12 protein-coding genes are annotated in these 19,616 nt (G+C 67.5%); 3 read left to right on the top strand and 9 right to left on the bottom strand.

From position 1 onward, the window contains the following. Positions 1-49: 49 nt before the first annotated feature. The 5 genes from ACSFBF_RS34830 to aptA form a co-directional block, all read right to left on the bottom strand. On the bottom strand, positions 50-5,377 hold the full coding sequence (locus tag ACSFBF_RS34830; protein ID WP_435474919.1) for a beta strand repeat-containing protein: 5,328 nt from the start codon (positions 5,375-5,377) through the stop codon (positions 50-52). A 73-nt stretch (positions 5,378-5,450) separates the two neighbouring features. Next, complete coding sequence (locus ACSFBF_RS34825; RefSeq protein WP_435474917.1) at positions 5,451-6,848, bottom strand: CsgG/HfaB family protein; 1,398 nt, start codon at positions 6,846-6,848, stop codon at positions 5,451-5,453. Positions 6,849-6,862: 14 nt separating this feature from the next. Further along, positions 6,863-7,381 carry a hypothetical protein gene (locus ACSFBF_RS34820; protein ID WP_435474915.1) on the bottom strand — a complete coding sequence of 173 codons (519 nt, stop codon included), beginning with the start codon at positions 7,379-7,381 and terminating at the stop codon, positions 6,863-6,865. 185 nt (positions 7,382-7,566) lie between these two features. Then, complete coding sequence (locus ACSFBF_RS34815; RefSeq protein WP_435474913.1) at positions 7,567-8,136, bottom strand: methylated-DNA--[protein]-cysteine S-methyltransferase; 570 nt, start codon at positions 8,134-8,136, stop codon at positions 7,567-7,569. Between the two features lie 126 nt (positions 8,137-8,262). Continuing rightward, the gene (gene aptA / locus ACSFBF_RS34810; RefSeq protein WP_435474911.1) at positions 8,263-9,597 is read right to left on the bottom strand and encodes an omega-aminotransferase AptA; all 1,335 of its coding nucleotides are present in this window, start codon (positions 9,595-9,597) and stop codon (positions 8,263-8,265) included. Between the two features lie 80 nt (positions 9,598-9,677). Between aptA and purU the strand changes: the two genes are divergently transcribed. Then, the gene (purU, locus tag ACSFBF_RS34805; RefSeq protein ID WP_435474909.1) at positions 9,678-10,544 is read left to right on the top strand and encodes a formyltetrahydrofolate deformylase; all 867 of its coding nucleotides are present in this window, start codon (positions 9,678-9,680) and stop codon (positions 10,542-10,544) included. A 51-nt stretch (positions 10,545-10,595) separates the two neighbouring features. On the opposite strand, the gene ACSFBF_RS34800 is transcribed toward purU, so the two are convergent. The 4 genes from ACSFBF_RS34800 to ACSFBF_RS34785 all read right to left on the bottom strand — a co-directional run bounded on the left by ACSFBF_RS34800 (position 10,596) and on the right by ACSFBF_RS34785 (position 17,412). After that, positions 10,596-10,967 carry a YXWGXW repeat-containing protein gene (locus tag ACSFBF_RS34800; RefSeq protein ID WP_435474907.1) on the bottom strand — a complete coding sequence of 124 codons (372 nt, stop codon included), beginning with the start codon at positions 10,965-10,967 and terminating at the stop codon, positions 10,596-10,598. 133 nt (positions 10,968-11,100) lie between these two features. After that, on the bottom strand, positions 11,101-12,420 hold the full coding sequence (locus ACSFBF_RS34795; protein WP_435474905.1) for an SGNH/GDSL hydrolase family protein: 1,320 nt from the start codon (positions 12,418-12,420) through the stop codon (positions 11,101-11,103). Positions 12,421-12,485: 65 nt separating this feature from the next. Beyond that, positions 12,486-15,785: a carboxyl transferase domain-containing protein gene (locus ACSFBF_RS34790; protein WP_435474957.1), complete on the bottom strand. Its 3,300-nt coding sequence runs from the start codon at positions 15,783-15,785 to the stop codon at positions 12,486-12,488. 13 nt (positions 15,786-15,798) lie between these two features. Then, positions 15,799-17,412 (bottom strand): AMP-binding protein, encoded by a 1,614-nt coding sequence (locus ACSFBF_RS34785; RefSeq protein WP_435474903.1) that lies wholly within the window; start codon positions 17,410-17,412, stop codon positions 15,799-15,801. 85 nt (positions 17,413-17,497) lie between these two features. Here ACSFBF_RS34785 and ACSFBF_RS34780 point away from each other — a divergent pair, with 85 nt between their 5' ends. Both ACSFBF_RS34780 and ACSFBF_RS34775 read left to right on the top strand, forming a co-directional pair. Next, entirely contained in the window at positions 17,498-18,187 is a 690-nt protein-coding gene (locus ACSFBF_RS34780; protein ID WP_093078947.1) for a TetR/AcrR family transcriptional regulator, read from the top strand. Between the two features lie 26 nt (positions 18,188-18,213). Continuing rightward, positions 18,214-19,470: a branched-chain amino acid ABC transporter substrate-binding protein gene (locus tag ACSFBF_RS34775; RefSeq protein WP_435474901.1), complete on the top strand. Its 1,257-nt coding sequence runs from the start codon at positions 18,214-18,216 to the stop codon at positions 19,468-19,470. The last annotated feature ends 146 nt before the right edge of the window (positions 19,471-19,616 follow it).

The raw sequence follows: 19,616 nt of genomic DNA, 5'->3' as shown, positions 1-19,616 counted from the left end.
AAGCCGCGAGCCCGAAGGCCCGCGGCTTTTTCTTTCAGTACGCAGCAGCTCAGCGCGAGGTAATCGCCGACACCGCCGAGTTGCCCGTCGCCGATGCCGTGATCTGGTTGCCCGTGGTGCGCAGCGTGCTGTTGCCCACCGCGCCCGACACGCCGACCCCGAAGTTCACGCTCGTCACCGTGGCCGTCACCGCGCCGGTGTTGACCTGGTAGTTGCCGATGGCCGCGCTCGGCGCGCCGGTGTTCAGCGCCGTCTGCGTCAAGCGGTTGGTCGCGCTGTTGCCGACGGCCTGCGCCGCCAGTGCGTTGCCCGTGACACCGACCGTGCCGTTCGACACGCCAGCGCCGGTGCTGTTGAGCGCCACCTGGTAGCTCGTGCCCACACTCGTGGCCAACACCGGACCCGAATTGCTCTGGCTGTTGAGGATGGCTGCGCTCGCACCGACGTTGAGCGCCAGCGGCGTGCCGACCAGGCTCGACGAACCCGCCGTGGCCGCGCCGCCGTAGCTGCTGCCGCCGCTGGACTCGAGCACGTTGGTCGCCGCATTGCCGCGCGCCAGGGCGGCGGTGGTGTTGCCGTCCAGCGAGATGCTGCTGCCGTTGAGCGGCACCACGCCCGTCAACGTCGCATTCGCCACCGTGCTGGCCGTCGCCGTCACGCCGGCCGTGCTGCCCTGCACGTTCACGATGCCAACGCTGGCCCCCTGCGCCGCGCTGCTCGCCACCGTGGCGGTGTTGGTCGCGCGGTTGGCCGAAGCCTCTGCCAAGGTGCTGTTGCCCGAGATGGTGAGCGCGCCGTTGATCAGCCCCGGCGTGGGTGCGGCGTTGTCGTCGTTGTGGATCGACGTGCTGGCCGTGCTGCCGACCGTCGAGGCAGCCAACTGGCGGTTCGACAGCACGTGGTCGCCGGTGGCCACCACATTGTCGGCGCCGCCGGTCTCGTTCAGCGTGGCCGAACCCGTCGCGCCCGGCGGCAGGGTGTTGACCGCGCTCACGCTCAGCGTGTTGGTCGCGTCGTTCATCACGCCCAGCGCCGTGTTGCTGTTGCCCGAGAGGCGCACCGTCGATGCGGTGGATGCGGCCGGCGCGAACAGCTCCTGCGTGGACGTTGCCGTCACCGCGGCGGTGCCCGACTGCGTCGACTGCAGCGCCGAGCGCGCTCCCACGTTCGAGCCCGCGAGCGTCACGCTGTTGAGCGCCGTGTTGGCCACGGCCTTCGCGCTCTGGCTGTTGTTCGTCACGCCCAGCGTCGAGGTGCCGACGATGGATGCCGGTGCCGTGTCGATGCCCACGATGCCCGTCGCGGTGGCCGACACGGGCCCGGTACCCATCTGCACGTTGGCCAGTGCGTGATCGGCCGTCACGGCCACCAACAGTGCCGGGCCGGCCGCGGCCACGGCCGGCAGCGGCGTGCTGCCGGCGATGGTGCTGCTCTTCACCTCGATGCTGTTGGTCGCGGCGCTGCCGGTGGCGGTCGCGCTGGTGCTGTTGCCGTCCAGCGTGGCGCTGCTGCCGGTAAGTGCGTTGGGGCCGGTCAGCGTGAGCTTGGTCACGTTGTTGGCGCTGGCGGCCACGGTCGCGTTGCTGTCCTGCGCATTCAGCACTGCGGTCTTGGCCGACTGCGATGCGCCACCGGTCAGCGAGGCCGCGTTGGTCGCGCGGTTGGCCGCCGCTTCCGAATACGTCGTGTTGCCCGAGGCGGTGAAGCTGCTGTTGGTCAGGCCCGCGTTGGCGAGCGCCGCGCGGTCTTCGTTGTAGATCGCGGTATCGGCGGTGCTGGTGGCCGAGGTTCCGGCCGACTGGCGGTTCACCAGCACCTGGTCGCCCAGCGCCGCGGTGTTGCCGGGCAGCGCGCCCTGGAGAATGATCGCGGGAACGATGAACGCACCGGACGTACCGCCCGCAACGGCGACCTTGTTGTCCACATCGTTGATCACGCTCAGCGCCGAGTTGCTGTTGTTCGAGAGCTTCACCGACGAGCCCGTCACCGAGGCCGGCGCAAAGGCCTGCATGAACGAGCGCGACTCCACCGCCGCCGTGCTGCCCTGTGCAGACAGCAGCGCGGAGCGGGCCGACACATCGGTGGCCGCGAGCGCGATGGCGTTGCTGCCCGTGTTGGCCACGGCCTTCGCGCTCTGCGTGTTGCCCGAAGCGCTCAGCGTCGAGCCGGAGATCACCGCGCCGACCGCCGTGTCGATACCGAATGCGGCCGCCACCTTGGAAGAGATCGTCGGGCTCGTTACCAGCTGGATGTTCGACAGCGCATGGTCCCCGACCGCGCCCGCCAGGCCCGCGAGGCTGGTCGCGCCGGCAACCGGCAGGCCGTCGCCCACGGCGATGGTGTTGCCCTTCACGTCGATGCGATTGACGGCAGCGTTGCCCGTGGCCGAGCCGCCGGCGGCGTTGCCGTCCACGGTGACTTGCGAGTTCTGGATGCTCGCGCCGCCCAGCACCACCTGCACGCCGTCCTTGTTGTTGAGCAGCGCGCCCTCCTGCCCGGTCAGCGAACTGACCGCTGCGCTGGTGAGCTGAAGGTTCTGCACCGCCGTGGTGGTCGAGACGCCGACCGCATCCACGCTCACGCCGTTGACGGCGCTGTTGCTGGTTGCACCTGCCAGCGTGGTGTTGCCGCTGGCGTTCACCTTCGAGTTGCTGATGGCGCCGGTGACGGTGGTCTGCACTTCAGGCCCGCCGCTGCGCTGTGCCGACACCGTGCCCTGGCCCGACTGCGCGTTCTGCACGCTGAAGGCGGCGGTGGTGGCGAGCACGTTGCCCGTCAGCGTCGCACCCCCCAGCGAGAGGCCCGAGGTGTCGATGTTGTTGCCCGTCACCTTCACCGTGTTGCCGCTGGCGCGGCTGCCGTAGGCCAGCGCCTGCGCCGCGTTGCCCGAGCTGGACACCGAGCCGTCGGTCAATGTGCCCGTGACCGTGGTGCGCGCCACGATGCCGCCTGCCGCCGTGGCGTCGATGACCGTGCCTGCGCCCGCCACCGCCTGCGTGTTGGTGACGTTGGCGATCGAGGCGTTCGAGCCGCTCACGTTGTTCAGGCCCAGCGTCACGCCGCTGGCCGCGTCGTTGCCGTAGGTGGCTGCAACGAAGGCGTTGTCGCTGTTCGCCACGCTGGCGGCCAAGACATTGCCGTTGACGTTCGCCGCAAAGGTGTTGGGTCCGGTCGCCGAGCTGCCGATGTTCCCCTGCACCGACTGGTCGTTCAGCACGCCGTAGGCCGCGCGCACCGTGGGCAGGGCACCGGCCGAGTTGCTGAATGGCAGCCCGCTGAGCACATCGACCGTGACGGTCGAGGCCGGCGTGCCCAGGAACGGACCCGCCGCCGCGGCCAGGTTGCCCGCGCTCACGCCCAGCGTGTTCGTCGCCGAGTTGCCGTAGGCAATGGCGCGCTGCAGGTTGTCGGTGAGCGCGACCGAGCCGCCCGCGAGGTTGCCGTTTACCGTGATGCGCGCTTCGGGATTGAACAGCGTCGCACCGGCGCCGGAAGTCGCATCCGACATCTGCACGCTCGCGATGCCCGCGCCCGTGCCGACCGAGTTGCCGGTGAGCGTGAGCGTGTTGGTGGCCCCGCTGCCGAGCGCCACGGCTTCCTGCCGGTTGTCGGTCAGCGCCAGCGTGTTGTTCGCGACCGGTGCGCCGCCGCCGCCGGCGGTCAGCAGGATCTGCGAGCCGAAGTTGAGCGCAGCGGGGCCGCTGCCGTTGTAGTTGCCCTGCAGGTTGGTGAGCGTCACCGCGCCGCTGGCGGACACGCGCCCGTCGGAGTTGGTGCCGCCCGTGAGCACGGCGTTGCCGTTGCCCAGTGCCACCGTGGCCGCCTGGATTGCCAGGCTCTGCGTGATCTGGTTGCCCTGCGCGGTGGCCGCCGATGTGTTGTCCGAAACGGTGACCGAGCTGCCGCTGGTCTGGCCGGTGCCGGGCGACTCGCCCGTCTGCGCCGAGATGACCGATGGGAACAGGAACGCCGTCACCGCCCCCGCGGAATTGGCCTGCTGGTTCGACACCGCGGCGGTGCCGGTGAACGAGGCCGCGTTCTTGCCACTGGCGATCGCGCTCGACGCCGTGTTGCCGGTGGCGTCCGCCGTGATGCTGTTGTCCGCCAGCGTGACCTGACTGTTCTTGCTCGACTGCACGCCGGCGCGGATCTCCGCGCCCGAGGTCTGGGCGTATGTGGTCACGCCGATGTTGCCCTGGCTGTTGACGATGGCCAGGTCGCTGTTGACGTTGCTGGTCACGCCCACGCCGTTGTGGATACTGTTGTTGGCGGCCGTGAGGGCCGTGCCGCTGCCCGCGATGGTCACGTCGTCGATCAGGATGCGGTTGCCCGCCACGCCTGCCGTGGCGCCCAGCGCTTCGTTGCCCGTGGCCGCGCTGGAGATCGCATTGCCCTGCACCGACAGCGAGCCCTGCAGCACGTTTGAGCCGCCCGCGGGCACGCCGCTCACGAGGCCCGTGATCACCGAGTTCGTATTCATTGCGCTGTGCGTGGCGGCGAGGATGCCGTTGCCGTTCGCCTGCAGGTTCGCGACCACCGCCGAGCCCGCGAAGGCCGGCGCGCCGCCCGACTGGATCTCGGCCGTGCTGGTGGCGCTGTTGGCCTTGAGCACCGCCGAGATCGAGTTGCGTTCGAGCACCGCCGCCGTCGTCAGCGTGATGCCCGGGCTCGCCGTCAGCATCAGGTCGACCGTGTTGCCCAGCACCTGCGCGCTGGAGCTCGCGCCCGTGGCCGATTGCAGCGACGTCACCACGATGTTGCCCTTGGCATCGAACAGCGGTGCGCCGGCCGGATAGGTGAGCACCGAGGTGCCGGACTGCGGCAGCGCGCCGACCGCGGCGGCGCCCGACACCACCGAGCTGCCGCTGTTGAGCGTGGTGGTGGCCGAGATCGTGTTGTCGGCATTGACCACGCTGCCTGTCTGCAGCGTGCTCGATTCCACAGCCAGCTTGCTGCTGGACACCGCGCTGTTGATCACGCCAGTGTTGGTCGCCACGCCCAGCGTCGCGGCGTTGTTCACCGGCGTGCCGGGCGCCGGCTGGATGCTGTTGGCAAAGCTGTTGCCGGTGGCGGTTGCGCCGACCAGGTTGCCGCTGGTACTCATCGCCACCGGGTTCGGGTTCAACGGCGTGCCGGTGGAGGTCGTGCCCACGGTGGCGCCGGTGATGGTGGCGTTGACGTTGCCGGTGTTGTTGATGTCCGAGTTCACCGTCGGCGTGCCGGTGGCGGTGCCGTTGTAGGCAGCGTCGACCGAGGTCTCCGCGGCTTGTGCGCCGGAGGCTGCTGCAATCAGCGCCATCGCGACGGCCGTGCCGATGCTGCTGCGGCTGAACATGGGCGCCCGTGCGGCCCGGCTCTGGATCTTGCGTGCTTTCATGGCGTGACTCCTCGGATATTGTGGAAGCGGTCTGGGTCGGAAAGTGGATGCGCGGTGTGCGCGGAACAGCAGGTCAGTCGCCCTTGACTGCGCCGTCGGAAGAAGAGGCTGGCGCCGCGCCGCCGACCACCGCGCTGCCGATGCGCAGCTTGGCGATCTCCTGCAGGCCCGGGCCATCGCGGTGGATCGATGTGTCGGCGGCATCGGGCCGCCATGTGAGGCTGATGGCGCCCGGCGCCACGCCGCGGTTGGCGAGTGCCGAGGTAACGGCGGCGATGCGCTGGTCGGTGAGCTCGTCGCGCTTGCGGGCGTCCCAGTTCTCGGTGTCGCGCGCCACCAGCACGATGTCGGTCGCGCCCTTCTTGGCCAGGCCCGCGATCTGGTCGATCAGCGCAAGCGAGCTGCCACCGAGCGTGGTCGCACCGAAGTCGAAGGACACCTGCGTTGCCGTGCCAGTGAGGCGCGCGCCGCCCTGCCCTGCGGCGTTGACGGCCACGCCGCCCTGCACCACGGGCGAGGTCACGGCCGCGCCACCCACGGCGGCGGCGCCCGGGTTGTCGACCTTGCGCAGGTCGGCGGCAGGCACGAGCGGAATCTGCTCGCCGCCACCCGGGCGCATCGTCATGCAGGGCCGGTGGTCGACCTGCGTGACGGCCGCCATGAGCCGCACCACGCCCTCTTCGAGCGCGGCGCGAACGCCCATCTGCACCGGCTCCTGGCCCTTGGCGCCGATGTCCACGTCGTACAGCTTGCTGCCGAAGAAGCGGAACACATTCAGGCCCACTTCGTAGCCATTGAACTGCTTGGTGAGACTCACCGTGCGCACCACCATCAGCGACTTGGTGTCGACGATGCGCAGGTCCACGCTCACCGACTGGCTGAAGGTGCGCGCCTTCACGCCCACCTGGTTCACCGCGAACTCCGCGCCGCCCGAGTTGATGTTGTAGTTGAGCTCGGTGATGCCGCCGACGATGAAGTAGTCAGACTTGTTGATCGTGCCGCCGAAGTACGGCAGCCACGGCACCGCCTGCCCGCCGTTGGGTCCGCCGACCTGGTGCGTGCGGCCGTCGCCAAGCTGGCGGCGGTCGGCGTACGCGAGCTCGCGCTCAGCGATCACCGGGTCGAAGCGCTCGGCGATGCTCACCGCGCCGCCGAGCTTGCCGAGTGCCGAATACACCATCAGCGCGCCGCCCTGCGTGATGGCGTTGCCTTCGTTGATGCTGTACTTGCCGGTGTAGTCCTTCACGTCGCCCACGCCGATGACGATGGGCGGGCGCCGCGTGGCTGCGATGTGGTCGGCGTAGCAGGCGAGCACCGCCTCCATCGGCGTGATGTTGTCGCGCACCGAGGGGCCGAGCACCACGGGCGCCTCGTTGGGCGCAAAGCGTTGCTGGGGAGCGGAGACACAACCGGCGAGCGCCACCGTGGCGATGGCTGCGAGCGCGAAGGTGCGGGTGATGGGGTATTGCATGTCGCGTGCCCCGTTCAATTGAGCACGCCGAACGCGCACGCCGAGCTGCCGCCGACGCTCGCGGTCTGCGCACCCGAGTTGCTCTGATTCGAGTTCAGCGCCTGGTTGGCCGCGCCCTGCACCTGCGTGCTGGTGCCGCCGACGATGGCCGAGCCGACCGCGCCGGAGTTCGCTTGCGTAGTGCCCACCGTCGCGCCGCCGAGCGTGCCCACCGAAGTGCTGCTGTCATTGCCCGAAGCATTCGAAGTCGCGCCCGAAGTAGACGGCGAATTCGCGACCGTGCTGTTGTTGCCGTCGTTGCCCGTCGAGGTCGCGGAGACATTGCAGTTGTACTGGCGACCGATGTTGTTGGTCGTGTTGTAGACCGGCGCCGAGTAGTAGCCGCTCTTCTGCTTGCGGATCATGTCCTGGATGGCCGCCTGGTTCACCTTGTCGGTGCTGGTCTGGAACTGCCATGCGGCGTTCTCGCCGACGTTGTTGGCGAGTGCAGCCAAAGGCGCACACACCAATGCCATAAGAAATACGCGTTGCATGACGGTCCTCTCTGGAAGATGCACTCGTTGAATTCACAAGTGCTACGTTTCGCGAGAGGGATGCTAGGGATCGGCTGCAACGGTCGGTATCCCGGGAACCGGTAGTAGGTATCCCGGGAACCGGTAGAAATGAAAAGGGCCGACCCGGGCCCTGGGTCGATCCCGACGGCGCGCGGCGCCGTGGCTCAGAACGCGAGTTGCATCGTCTCGGGCACCACGGTTTCGCCTCGGGGCTTCGCGTCGGAAGCTGGCAGCGCGCCTTCGTGCTGCAGCAGATGCTGCTTGCGAAAGACACCGCCAGCGTAGCCCTTGAGGTCACCGTTCTTGCCGATCACACGGTGGCATGGCACGACGATGCTGATGGGGTTCGAGCCATTGGCGGCACCCACATCGATGGCCGCGCGCGGATCGTCGAAACCGAGTTGCCGCGCCAGCTCGCCATAGGTGGTCGTGCGGCCTGCGGGAATGCGGCGAAGCGCCTGCCAGACCTTCTGCTGCAGTGCGTCGCCCAGGCTTGCGACTTGCAGTGCCTCGATGGCTTTGAGATCGCCGTTGAAGTAGCGACCGATGGCTTCGGCCACCGTTTGCGGCGCAGCGCCTTCGGTCAACTCCACCTCGTCGTGAAGTTCCCGCAGAAGGCGATGCAGGCGCGCGCGATGGTCCGCGAAATCCAGCGCATGAATCGCGCCGGTGGCGTCAGTCACCAGGAGAAGTTCGCCCATCGGCGAAGCCAGATGGCTCAGTTGCAGCTTCATGATCGTGTCCTCACAAGAGAGAAGGCGGCGGGAGCCGCGCACATTCACATGCTGCGCGTTCCCCGCCGCCTTCACTCGCCGTATTCGGACATCGATCTCCGGCTCACGCCGGCGCTGCCTTCCCGCTCAGGCGTGTGCCTTGATCGAATCCGCCAGCGTGTTCACCAGCGTGTCGATGTGCGACTTCTCCACGATGTACGGCGGCGCGATCACCAGCACGTCGCCCGCGGGCCGCACCAGCGCGCCCTTGTGGAAGCAGTCCAGGAAGACGTCATAGGCGCGCTTGCCGGGCGTGCCCGCGATGGGCGCAAGCTCCACCGCCGCGGCAAGACCGAGGCTGCGGATGCTGATGACGTTGGGCAGGCCCTTGAAGGTGCTGTGGAAGGCATCGCCCAGCACCTTGCCCATTTCGCCGGCGCGAGCGAACAGGTTCTCTTCCTTGAAGAGATCGAGCGTGGCGATGGCCGCGGCGCAGGCCACCGGGTGGCCCGAGTAGGTGTAGCCGTGGAAGAACTCGACCACGTGCTCGGGCGCGTCGGTCTTCATCATCGCGTCGTAGAGCTTGTCGCGGCAGATCACGCCGCCCAGCGGAATGACGCCGTTCGTCACGCACTTGGCGAAGTTCAGCATGTCGGGCACCACGCCGAAATAGTCGGACGCGAAGTTGGTTCCCATGCGGCCGAAGCCCGTGATGACCTCGTCGAAGATCAGCAGGATGCCGTGCTTGTCGCAGATCTCGCGCAGGCGCTTCAGGTAGCCCTTGGGCGGCAGGTACCAGCCGGCCGAACCGGCCACCGGCTCCACGATGATCGCGGCGATGTTGCTCGGGTCGTGCAGCGGCAGGATGCGGGTTTCAAGCTCGACCAGCGGGTCTTCAGCCCACACCGGCTCCTCGTTGTGGATGTAGGCGTGGTTCACCGGGTCATGGATGAAACGCATGTGGTCCACGCGCGGCAAAAAGGCCGAGCCGAACACCTTGCGGTTGCCCGGAATGCCGCCCACCGACATGCCGCCGAAGCCCACGCCGTGGTAGCCCTTCTCGCGGCCGATGAACACGTTGCGGTGGCCTTCGCCGCGCGCGCGGTGATAGGCCAGCGCCACCTTCATCGAGGTATCGGCAGCCTCGGAACCCGAGTTGCAGAACAGCACCTTGTTGAGGTCGCCGGGCGCAAGCGAGGCGATCATCTCGGCCGCCTTGAACGCCTTGTCGTTGCTGACCTGGAAGGCGGTGGCGTAGTCGAGCGTATCGAGCTGCTTCTTGATCGCCTCGTTGATGGGCTTGCGGTTGTGGCCCGCGCCCACGCACCATAGCGACGAGATGCCGTCGATCACCTTCTTGCCGTCGTGCGTGGTGAACTCCATGCCGTCGGCCGCGACGAACACGCGCGGGTCTTTCTTGAAGTGACGGTTGGGGGTGAAGGGCAACCACTGGTTGTCCATGTTGAAGTCCTGGTAGGCCATGCGTGTCTCCTGCGGTTATCTGCGGTAATAGGGCGGGGGAAAATCGCGATTCTGGCACCCCTGCCACAATTACGCCCCTGATGACGACCTCTACGCCTACCTCGCCCGCCTACATCCTGAACCTCTCCTGCCCCGACCGGACGGGCATCGTGCACGCCGTGTCGGGCTTCCTGCTCGAACGCGGCGCCAACATCGAAGAGGCCGCCCAGTACAACGACCACGACACGGGTCTTTTCTTCATGCGGGTGCGCTTCGCCTGCGGCGACCACAGCGAGGCCGCGCTGCGCGAAGAGCTGAAGACCTTCGCCGCCGGTTTCGGCATGACGCTGCAGCTGCACGCCGCCGCCGAGCCGATGAAAACCGTGATCCTGGTCAGCAAGGAAGGCCACTGCCTCAACGACCTGCTGTTCCGCTGGAAGAGCGGCCTGCTTGCCATCGACGTGCGCGCCATCATCTCGAACCACCGCGACTTCTACCAGCTGGCCGCCAGCTACAACGTGCCCTTCCACCACATCCCGATGACGGCCGCGACCAAGGCGCAGGCCGAGGCGAAGCAGCTGGAAATCATCGAGGCCGAAGGCGCCGAACTCGTGGTGCTCGCGCGCTACATGCAGATCCTGAGCGACAACCTGTGCCGCAACCTGGCCGGCCGCGCAATCAACATCCACCACTCGTTCCTGCCCAGCTTCAAGGGCGCCAAGCCCTACTACCAGGCCCACGACCGCGGCGTGAAGCTGATTGGCGCCACCGCCCACTACGTGACGGCCGACCTCGACGAAGGCCCGATCATCGAGCAGGACGTGGCCCGCGCCGACCACACCGACACCGTGGAAGACCTCACAGCCCGCGGCCGCGACACCGAGAGCCAAGTGCTGGCGCGCGCGGTGAAGTGGCACAGCGAGCACCGGGTGCTGCTGAACGGGCACCGCACGGTGGTGTTCCGCTAGTCCTTTGAAAGAGCATGCCTCCGCTTGGGAGGCATGCATCCCCGCTCAGCGTCAGTTGCGATTCGGGTTGTTCGGCCGGCGGTCATAGCGGTTCGGCACGCCATCGCCGTCACGGTCCCAGCGGCCCGAGCTGTACTGCCAGCGTCCGCCTTCCTGGCGCCACTCCGGCGCGCGGTAGGCATAGCCCGGACGGGCGCGCACCCAGACGCCGCGGGTCCATACATGGCGCCCACCGCGCCACTCATAGTGCCCCGGCGCCCACACATAGCCGCGGCGCGGCGGGGGCACGCGTTCGGAGCGCGGAGGGGGCGGCGCCACCTGTATGACCACGGGTTGCGCCTGCGCGGCCGTGGGAACGGTCAAAGCACCCACCGACAGAAGCGATGCAGCGCCGACGGAAAGAGCCAATGCGAGTTTTTTCATGAAGGACTCCTCATGAGTTGTTGGAGGAGCCTTCATGCTGCCCAGTCCATGTGAACCGCCTGTAAGCAATGCACGAAGTCTTGTGTAAAGCTGTGACTCGCCTTTGAGCACCTTCAAGCGCCCCGGCGAGCGCTCACTCCTGCAATTCGCGCAGATCGATGGCCGTGGCCATGGCAGCATGGCCGGCCTTGTTGGGGTGCAGGTGGTCGCCCGAATCGAACAGCGGATTCAGCGCCTTCGGGTCCGCGGGATCGCGCAATGCCGCATCGAAATCGACGACGCCGTCGATGTCCTGCTGGCCGCGGATCCAGCGGTTGACGCCTTCGCGCATGGCCTCGTTGGAATCGCTCCAGTAAGGCGTGTTCCTGAACGGCGGCACGGTGCCGAGCAGCACCTTCACGCCCTTGGCGCGAGCCTGCTTGACCAGCTGCTGCAGCCCATCGGTGATGCGATCGACCGTCGGCATGTCGCGCGGCTTCAGCTCGGCGCCCGGCACCTTGGCGAACAGGGTGCGGCCGATGTCGTTGGTGCCCATCAGGATGATCGCGTGCGTCACGCTGCTCTGCCGCAGTGCATCGAGCTCGAACCGGGAGAGGCCGCTGGGCCCCAAGCCGTTGGTCAGCAGGCGATTGCCGCCAATGCCGGCATTGAGCACCGCAACGTCTTGCCCGTCGCGCGGCGTATCACGCAAGCGAGTGGCCAGCATGTCGGGGTAGGCCCCGAAGTTGCCCTCCGCGGTGCCCATCGTGATCGAGTCGCCGAAGGCCACGACGGTGCGCACGGACTTGGTGGTGAGCACGTCGAGCCCGGTCACGATCTGGTTCAGCACCAGTGGCGTGGGGCTCTTCAGCTTCGGCGCCATCACCGCGTTGCCGGGCGCCACCCAAGTCGTACCAGGCTCCAGCATGGAGACCGTGGCAAAAGGCGTAGCGCGGTCGAAGAAGGCGCTCACAACCACCGTTTGCCCCGCTTGCACTGGCAGGTCGACGCCGTCGCTCCAGACGTCCGCGCCGGGCGCAACGGTGATGGTGGCGCGACCGCCGAAACGCAGCACGTGCAGCGTGGTCGGCGAGAACGCATCGGCCCCGGTGCCGTGTGCCGCGCTCGCGGCGGCAATGCGTAGCGGCGTCTTGCCGAAGCGGTTCGAGAAGCGGATGCGGATGCGCTCGCCATCCAGCGACAGTTCAACCTTCTGGCGCAGTGTCTGCCCGCGCAGGTCATTGCCGGCGGGCGACGAATAGTTCGCACCGCCGGGGGCTGCGGCCATCTCCGTGAAATCGACCGGCGCCACGGCCCAGCTCGCGACCCAATGCGCCTCGGCAGGCTGCCGTGGGTGGTCGTCGGGCGTCACTGCCTGCACGCCGACGGCCAGCACTGCGAGGCAAAGGGCTGCCACCCAGTGCGCGACGGTCACGTCGCGCAGGCGCTCTGCCCAAATGGAAACCAGTTTCATGCGCGCAAAGCGTCGCAGTGTACGGAGCCACTGTTCCCCCGCGCGTGACGAGGTCTAAGGCCGGGTTACCAAGTGTCTACGTAGGCAGAGACAGCCTCTGGTGTTTTCGTCGCGGACGAAAGGCCACGCACCAACCAGGTGCGCGTGTCGGTCGGATCGATCACCGCGTCGATCTCCAGCGTCTGCGCCATGTGGATCGCTTCGCCGTTCGCATACTGCTGCGCGACGAGCTTCTTGAAGAGCGCATCGCGCTCCGCACCCTCGGGTGCAGCGGCCAGTTCCTTGCGAAAACCCAACCGCACAGCACCTTCCAGCCCCATCGCGCCGAATTCGCCGGTGGGCCAGGCCACGGTGAACACCGGCGCGTCGAAGCCCCCCGCCGTCATCGCCTGCGCGCCCAATCCATAGCCCTTGCGAAGCACCACGGCAAAGAATGGCACGCGCAGATGCGAGGCCACCATGAACATGCGGCATACGTGGCGCACCTGCGCCTGTGCCTCGATTTCGGGCCCGACCATGAAGCCGGGCGTGTCGCACAACGAAACAATTGGAAGGCCGTGCGCATTGCACAGCTGCATGAATCGCGCGGACTTGTCGGCCGCTTCCACATCGATCGCACCGCCGAGGTGATGCGGGTTGTTGGCCATCAGGCCGACCGGCCTGCCCTCGATGCGCGCGAGCGCAGTGACGATGCCCGCGCCGAACCCCGCACGCAGTTCGAGCAGCGAGCCGGTGTCAGCCACGCCGCGCATCGCGGCGCGCACGTCGTACACGCGCAGGCGGTTCTCGGGCACCACGTGACGCAGGGTGCGCGGGTCGGCGCATTGCCAGTCGGTGGTCGCGCCCTGGAAGTACGACAGGTATTGCTTGGCGGCAGCGACGGCAGCAGCCTCGTCTTCCACCAGGATGTCGATCACCCCGTTGCGCGACTGCACGCTGCTCGGCCCGATCTGCTCGGGCGCGAAGGTGCCGAGCCCACCGCCCTCGATCATCGCGGGGCCGCTCATGCCGATGTTGCTGCCCTTGGTGGCGATGATCACGTCGGCACACCCCAGCAGCGCCGCATTGCCCGCGAAACAGCGGCCATGCACGATGCCGACCACCGGCACCTTGCCCGACAGCGCCGCGAACTGGCTGAAGGTGTGGTTGTTCAGGCCCGCGACGATCGGCATGTCCGTATCGCCAGGCCGCCCACCGCCACCCTCCGCGAACAGCACCACTGGCAGCTTCAGCTGATGCGCTACCGCCAGCAGGCGGTCGGTCTTGTGGTGGTTGCGCATGCCCTGCGTGCCGGCCAGCACGGTGTAGTCGTAGGCCAGCACGGCGCAGCGCGACACTTCGGGGCCGAACTGCTTCGCGTTGATGCTTCCAAGGCCCGTGACCATGCCGTCAGCGGGCGTGTTGGCGATCAGGTCTTCGAGCGTGCGGCGGCGCGTCTGCGCGGCGATGGCGAGCGCGCCGTATTCGATGAAGTTGCCGGGGTCGGACTCGGTGTCGCACAAATCGGCGATGTTCTCGCGCGCGGTGCGGCCGCCTTGCGCATGGCGCTTGTCGACGGCGGCCTTGCGGTTGGCGTCGAGCGTGGGCGCATGGCGGTCGATGACCTTCTTCAGATCGGGGCGGATGATGTCGAAGTCGTGCTCTGCGCGCGCCTCGGCTTGCACGGCTTGCGCATCGACGGCTTCCAGCTGCAGCAGCGACTGGCCTTCGACGAGATAGTCGCCAGGCTCGGCCAGCAGCGTGATCACGCGGCCGGCCACCGGTGCATGCAGCAGGTGCTCCATCTTCATGGCTTCGAGCACGCCGAGTTGCGCGCCAGCGGGCAACACGTCGCCGATGGCGACTTCGAACTGCACGAGACGGGCTGGCATCGGGGCCTTGACGGTCAGCTCGTCCGATCCGTCATCGGCGACGACAGCTTGGGCCGAGGGCGCCGCTACCGTCTTCTTCGCGTGCTTTTCGAGCGCCGCCGCAGCCGCAGCCGCGAGCAGATCGCCCAGATGCGCCTCCACAAAGCGCGTGTGCACCGCCTGCGTCGCGAACTCGGGCCGCGCCGCGATGGCGCGCAGCAGCGACAGGTTCGTGGCGATGCCGTCGATGTGGCATTCGTCCAGCGCGCGCAGTGAACGGCGCAGTGCGTCTTCGAAACGCGGCGACGGCGAATGCACGATGAGCTTGGCGAGCAGCGTGTCGTAGTGCGGCGAAGGCGCGAGGCCCGTGTAGCCGTGCGTGTCCACGCGCACGCCGGGGCCTGTCGGCAGATCGAAGCGCGCGAGCGTACCGCCCGAAGGCCGCGCGTTGCCCTGTGCGTCGAGCGTTTCCGCGTTGATGCGCCACTGCACCGCGAAGCCGCGCTGCGGTGCGGTGCGATCGGGCTCAACACCAAGTTCGCCCAGCGACTTCCCCGCTGCCACGGCGATCTGCAGCTGCACGAGGTCCAGCCCCGTCACCGCTTCCGTCACCGTGTGCTCGACCTGCAGGCGCGGGTTGGCTTCGATGAAGACGAAGGGCAGCGTCGTCGATGCCGCATCGACCAGAAATTCGAAGGTGCCGAGGCCGCGATAGCCCACCGTCTTCGCCATGCGCAGCGCAGCCTGCGTGAGCTGCACGCGCAAGGGCTCGGGCAGCGAAGGACTCGGCGCGATCTCCACCAGCTTCTGGAAGCGCCGCTGCAGCGTGCATTCGCGCTCGCCGAGGCTGGCCACGGCGTGGCCATCGCCCAGCACCTGCACCTCGATGTGCCGTGCGTTGCGCATCAGTCGCTCGACGTAAACACCCTCAATGCCGAAGGCCGCCTTCGCTTCGGACATGCAGCGCGCATGCGCCTCGGGCAGTTCTTCAGCGTTCAGCACCCCGCGCATGCCGCGCCCACCGCCGCCGCCGATGGCCTTGACCATCACGCCCGCGCCCTGCGCATGCTGCTCGGCGAAGAAGGCCTGCGCCTGTGCGAGCGTCACTGCGCCGGCGCTGCCCGGCATCACAGGCACGTCGCATTGCGTGGCCAGTGCGCGTGCGCGGGCCTTGTCGCCGAACAGGCCAAGCTGCTCCGGCGTGGGGCCGATGAAGACAAGACCGGCGTCCGCACAGGCCTGTGCGAAATCGGCACGCTCGCTGAGAAAGCCGTAGCCAGGATGCACCGCATCACAGCCTTGGGCCTTCGCCACGGCGATCAGCGCCGCGACGTCGAGGTACGCCGAAGGCCCTGTCGCATCGAGCGCGACTGCCGTGTCGGCCAGCTGCACGTGCAGCGCCGCCGTGTCGTCGCGCGCATGCACCGCCACGCTGGCAATGCCCAGGTCGCGCAGCGCGCGCACCAGACGCACGGCGATCTCGCCGCGGTTGGCAATCAGAACTTTGGAGAACAGCAAACGGGACCTCTCAGCTTTTGTCTTTGAGCAAGCGGCGCAGCACCTTGCCCGCGCCGGTCGTCGGCAATGCATCGATGAAACTCACGGCGCGCGGCGCCTTGTAGCTCGCCATGTTGTCGCGCGCCCAGGCAATGAGCGCATCGGCATCGAGCGCGGCGCCGGGCTTGCGCACGATGAAGGCCTTCACGACTTCGCCCCTCTCTGCATCGGGCAGCGCAATGACGGCCGCCTGCGCCACCGCCGGGTGCTTGATGAGAATGGTCTCGACTTCTTCGGGGAACACGCTGTAGCCCGAGACCTTGATCATTTCCTTGAAGCGGCCGATGAAGGTGAGATACCCGTCTGCATCGAGCTTGCCCATGTCGCCGGTGTGCACCCAGCCGTTGCGCAGCGTGGCAGCGGTGGCTTCGGGCTTGTTCCAGTAGCCCTTGAAGGTGCCCGGGCTGGTGAGCACGATCTCGCCGACTTCGCCCGTGGGCATGTCGGCGTGCGTGTCAGTGTCGACTATGCGGATGGTCACGCCTGGCACCGGAATTCCCTGCGTGCCCCAGCGCGGCGCGTGGTGCGGCGTGTAGGTGTCGCAGGTGTGGGTTTCGCTCAGGCCGTAGGCCGCCTCGAACGAAGTGCAGTTCGGCGCATGCGAGCGCCATTGCTGCGCCAGCGGCTCGGTGAAGGTAATGCCGAAGCTCGTGACCGGGTTCATCTTCAGGCTGCGCAAGTCGAAGCCATCGATGTCGCTCACCTGCATGCAGGCCACATTCATCGGCGCAATGCTGTACCACCAACTCACCTTGTAGGTGGCAATGGCCTGCAGCACGGCGCGCGGGTCGAAGCGATGCAACAGCACCGATGTCGCACCGGTCAGCACCGGCACGTTGACGCCCATCAGCATGCCAGCGATGTGATACAGCGGCGCGATGGACAGCAGCACGTCGCCCGGCCCCACACCGTTGCAGTCGGCCGCGGCGCGCGTCTTGAAGAGCGCGTTGCCGTAGCTCAGCATCGCGCCCTTGGGCAGGCCCGTGGTGCCCGATGTGTAGGTCATGAGCGCCACGTCGTCCATGTCGATGGCCACGTGCTGCGGCTTCGCATCGCTGCGCATCACGGCCAGGAAGTCTTCGCAGCCTTCGGGCACGCTGCGTTCGGTGTTGCGCTCCGCGGCCAGTTCAGCCGGCAGGTCGAGCGATGACGGTTCGGGCAGCAGGTCGGCGTAGTGCATCACGAACACGTGCTCGAGCGCGCTCTCCGGCTGCACCTTGCGTACCACCGGCAGCAGCGGCGCGGCCGCGACGATCACGCGCGCCTTCAGGTCGTTGACCTGGTAGGCCAGCTCGTGCTCCTTGTTGAGCGGACCGCTCGGGCAGACGATGGCGCCGATCTTCTGGATGCCGAAATGCGCGACCAGGTACTGCGGGCAGTTGTTGAGAAAGAGCACCACGGGCTCGCCCTTCTTCACGCCCAGCGCCTGCAGGCGCGCAGCGAAGGCGTCGCTCGCGCGGTCGAGTTCGGCCCAGCTCATCGCATGGCCGTACCAGAGGCAGGCGGTGCTGCCGCCACGCTCGCGTGCGTGGGTGCGCAGGTACTCGTGCAGCGGCTGCTGCGGGCGGTCGGGCAATGTCTCCATGGCGTCACTTCCTCAGGGTTATCGATAGCCGCCTGCACCGGGCAGGCGCTTGCCAATGGTGCATGGTGCACGAACAATCCTACCCATGGGTATAACTTCCGCGACACGGCACAAACCCTCTGGAGACCAGAGCGACACGACGGCGCAGCCGCACCTGCCCCAGGGCACGGGCCGCCAGCGCGCGGCCACGCAGGGCACCGACCTGCAGCGCGAGCGCATCCTGCAGGCGGCCGCGCAGCTCTTTGCGGCGCAGGGCTACGCCAACACCACCATGGCGCAGATCGTGCGCGCGCTGGGCGTGACCAAGCCCTTCGTGTACTACTACTTCCGCGACAAGCAGGAGATCTTCGAGACCCTGTCGTGGCGCCCCGCGGTCGACTGTTTCACCGCACTCGACTTCGCGGCCACCGATCCGCGCCGCGCAAGCGAGAAGGTGCTCGAAGGCATCGAGCGGTTGATTCGCGCGACCATCACGCACCACCCTGTTGCCTTCTTCCCCTACCGCGAGCCGCAGGTGTACCGGCCCGAGTACATCGCGGCGCAGAAGAAGCTCGCGCACCACTTCTACGACCTGCTGTGCCCGCTGCTCGAAGAAGCACGGCGTGATGGCGATCTCGACTTTGCGGAAACCAAGATCACTGCGCTCGCGGCCTGCAGCCTGCCGGGCTTTCTGTACAGCTGGTACCGCCCAGGCGGACGCCTGTCGCCCGACGAGGTGGTGGCCGAACTCACGAAGCTGGCCAGCCGAGTGATCGGGCTGCAAGCGAAGAACTGACAAGACAACCACCCCGGAGACAAACCATGAAGTTCAAGAAGGCGCCATTGGCGCGGATCGCCCTTGCCTGTCTGCTGGCCACCGCCGGTGCCGCTCACGCGCAGCAGCAGACCTACAAGATCGCCTACATCGATCCGCTCTCCGGCCCCTTCGCCAACGTCGGCGAGCTGATGCTGATGCACACGCAGTACGCCATCGAAGACATCAACGCCAAGGGCGGCGTGCTGGGCGGCACGAAGCTGCAGCTGCTGCAGTTCGACAGCAAGCTCTCGGCGCAGGAAAGCCAGAGCGCGTTGCAGGCGGCGATCGACCAGGGTGCGAAGGCGATCGTCACCGGTGGCTCGGGCTCGTCGGTGGTCACGGCGCTGGTGCAGTCGGTGGCGCGCTGGAACCAGCGCAACCCGGGTAAGGAACTGATCGTGCTGAACCACTCTTCCATCGACCCGGAGATGACAGGCAAGGGCTGCAGCTTCTGGCACTTCCAGACCGAGGCGAACACGGCGATGAAGATGAAGGCGCTGGCCAACTACATCAAGAAGACGCCCGATGTGAAGAAGGTCTACCTGCTGAACCAAGACTACGCGCACGGCAAGCAGTGGGCCAGCTACGGCCGCCAGCTGGTGGGACTGGCGCGGCCCGACATCCAGTTCGTGGGCGAGGCGCTGCACCCCATCGGCCGCGTGAAGGACTTCGCGCCCTACATCGCCAACGTGAAGCAGAGCGGTGCCGACTCGGTCATCACCGGCAACTGGGGCCAGGACATGACACTGCTGCTGAAGGCCGCGGGCGACGCGGGCTACAACCTGCGCTACTTCAATCACAGCGCAGGCTCGGTGCCGGGCACGGTCACTGCGGTGTCGCAGGCGAAGCTGGGGCAGTTGACCTGGGTGGCTGAGTGGCACCCGGGCGAGGCCGACACACCGAAGGTCGATGCGCTGGCCAAGGCCTACAAGGCCAAGACGGGCAAGGACTTTCTCGCGCCGCGCATCGACATGACGCCGCGCCTGCTGGCCGCGGCCATCAACAAGGCCGGTTCGACCGACACGGTGAAGGTCGCGCATGCCCTCGAAGACCTGACGTTCGACTCTGTTGTGGGGTCGGTGCGTATGCGTGCCGAAGACCACCAGTTGCTGTTGCCGCAGGTGGTCAACACCATCGTGCCGGTGGACGGCAAGACCGTGAAGACGGGCTGGGAAGGTACGAACTACGGCTTTCGTACTGACGCGGTCTATACCGGGAACGAACTGGCGCAAGGCACTGAGTGCAAGATGGTTCGGCCCTGACTCCCTGACTTTCAGGGGGCGTGCGAAGAACACCGGGTACTCCCCTCCGCGAATGTCCCCCGGCCTTCGGCCTCCTCCTTTATTTCGCTGCGGGGAGCACCCGATGCCATTCGCACATGGGCGCTGCCGTTGTGCCGGCCGATCAA

The organism is Variovorax nivicola (genome assembly GCF_051216475.1).
In the GTDB taxonomy this organism is placed as follows: domain Bacteria; phylum Pseudomonadota; class Gammaproteobacteria; order Burkholderiales; family Burkholderiaceae_C; genus Variovorax.
The sequence above is the reverse complement of the archived record's forward strand: the minus strand, read 5'-3'. Positions and strand labels throughout refer to the sequence as shown.

Coding starts and splice junctions, on each gene's coding strand:
- ACSFBF_RS34830 (WP_435474919.1), bottom strand. CDS start 5,377: ATGAAAGCACGCAAGATCCAGAGCCGGGCCGCACGGGCGCCCATGTTC.
- ACSFBF_RS34825 (WP_435474917.1), bottom strand. CDS start 6,848: ATGCAATACCCCATCACCCGCACCTTCGCGCTCGCAGCCATCGCCACG.
- ACSFBF_RS34820 (WP_435474915.1), bottom strand. CDS start 7,381: ATGCAACGCGTATTTCTTATGGCATTGGTGTGTGCGCCTTTGGCTGCA.
- ACSFBF_RS34815 (WP_435474913.1), bottom strand. CDS start 8,136: ATGAAGCTGCAACTGAGCCATCTGGCTTCGCCGATGGGCGAACTTCTC.
- aptA (WP_435474911.1), bottom strand. CDS start 9,597: ATGGCCTACCAGGACTTCAACATGGACAACCAGTGGTTGCCCTTCACC.
- purU (WP_435474909.1), top strand. CDS start 9,678: ATGACGACCTCTACGCCTACCTCGCCCGCCTACATCCTGAACCTCTCC.
- ACSFBF_RS34800 (WP_435474907.1), bottom strand. CDS start 10,967: ATGAAAAAACTCGCATTGGCTCTTTCCGTCGGCGCTGCATCGCTTCTG.
- ACSFBF_RS34795 (WP_435474905.1), bottom strand. CDS start 12,420: ATGAAACTGGTTTCCATTTGGGCAGAGCGCCTGCGCGACGTGACCGTC.
- ACSFBF_RS34785 (WP_435474903.1), bottom strand. CDS start 17,412: ATGGAGACATTGCCCGACCGCCCGCAGCAGCCGCTGCACGAGTACCTG.
- ACSFBF_RS34780 (WP_093078947.1), top strand. CDS start 17,498: ATGGGTATAACTTCCGCGACACGGCACAAACCCTCTGGAGACCAGAGC.
- ACSFBF_RS34775 (WP_435474901.1), top strand. CDS start 18,214: ATGAAGTTCAAGAAGGCGCCATTGGCGCGGATCGCCCTTGCCTGTCTG.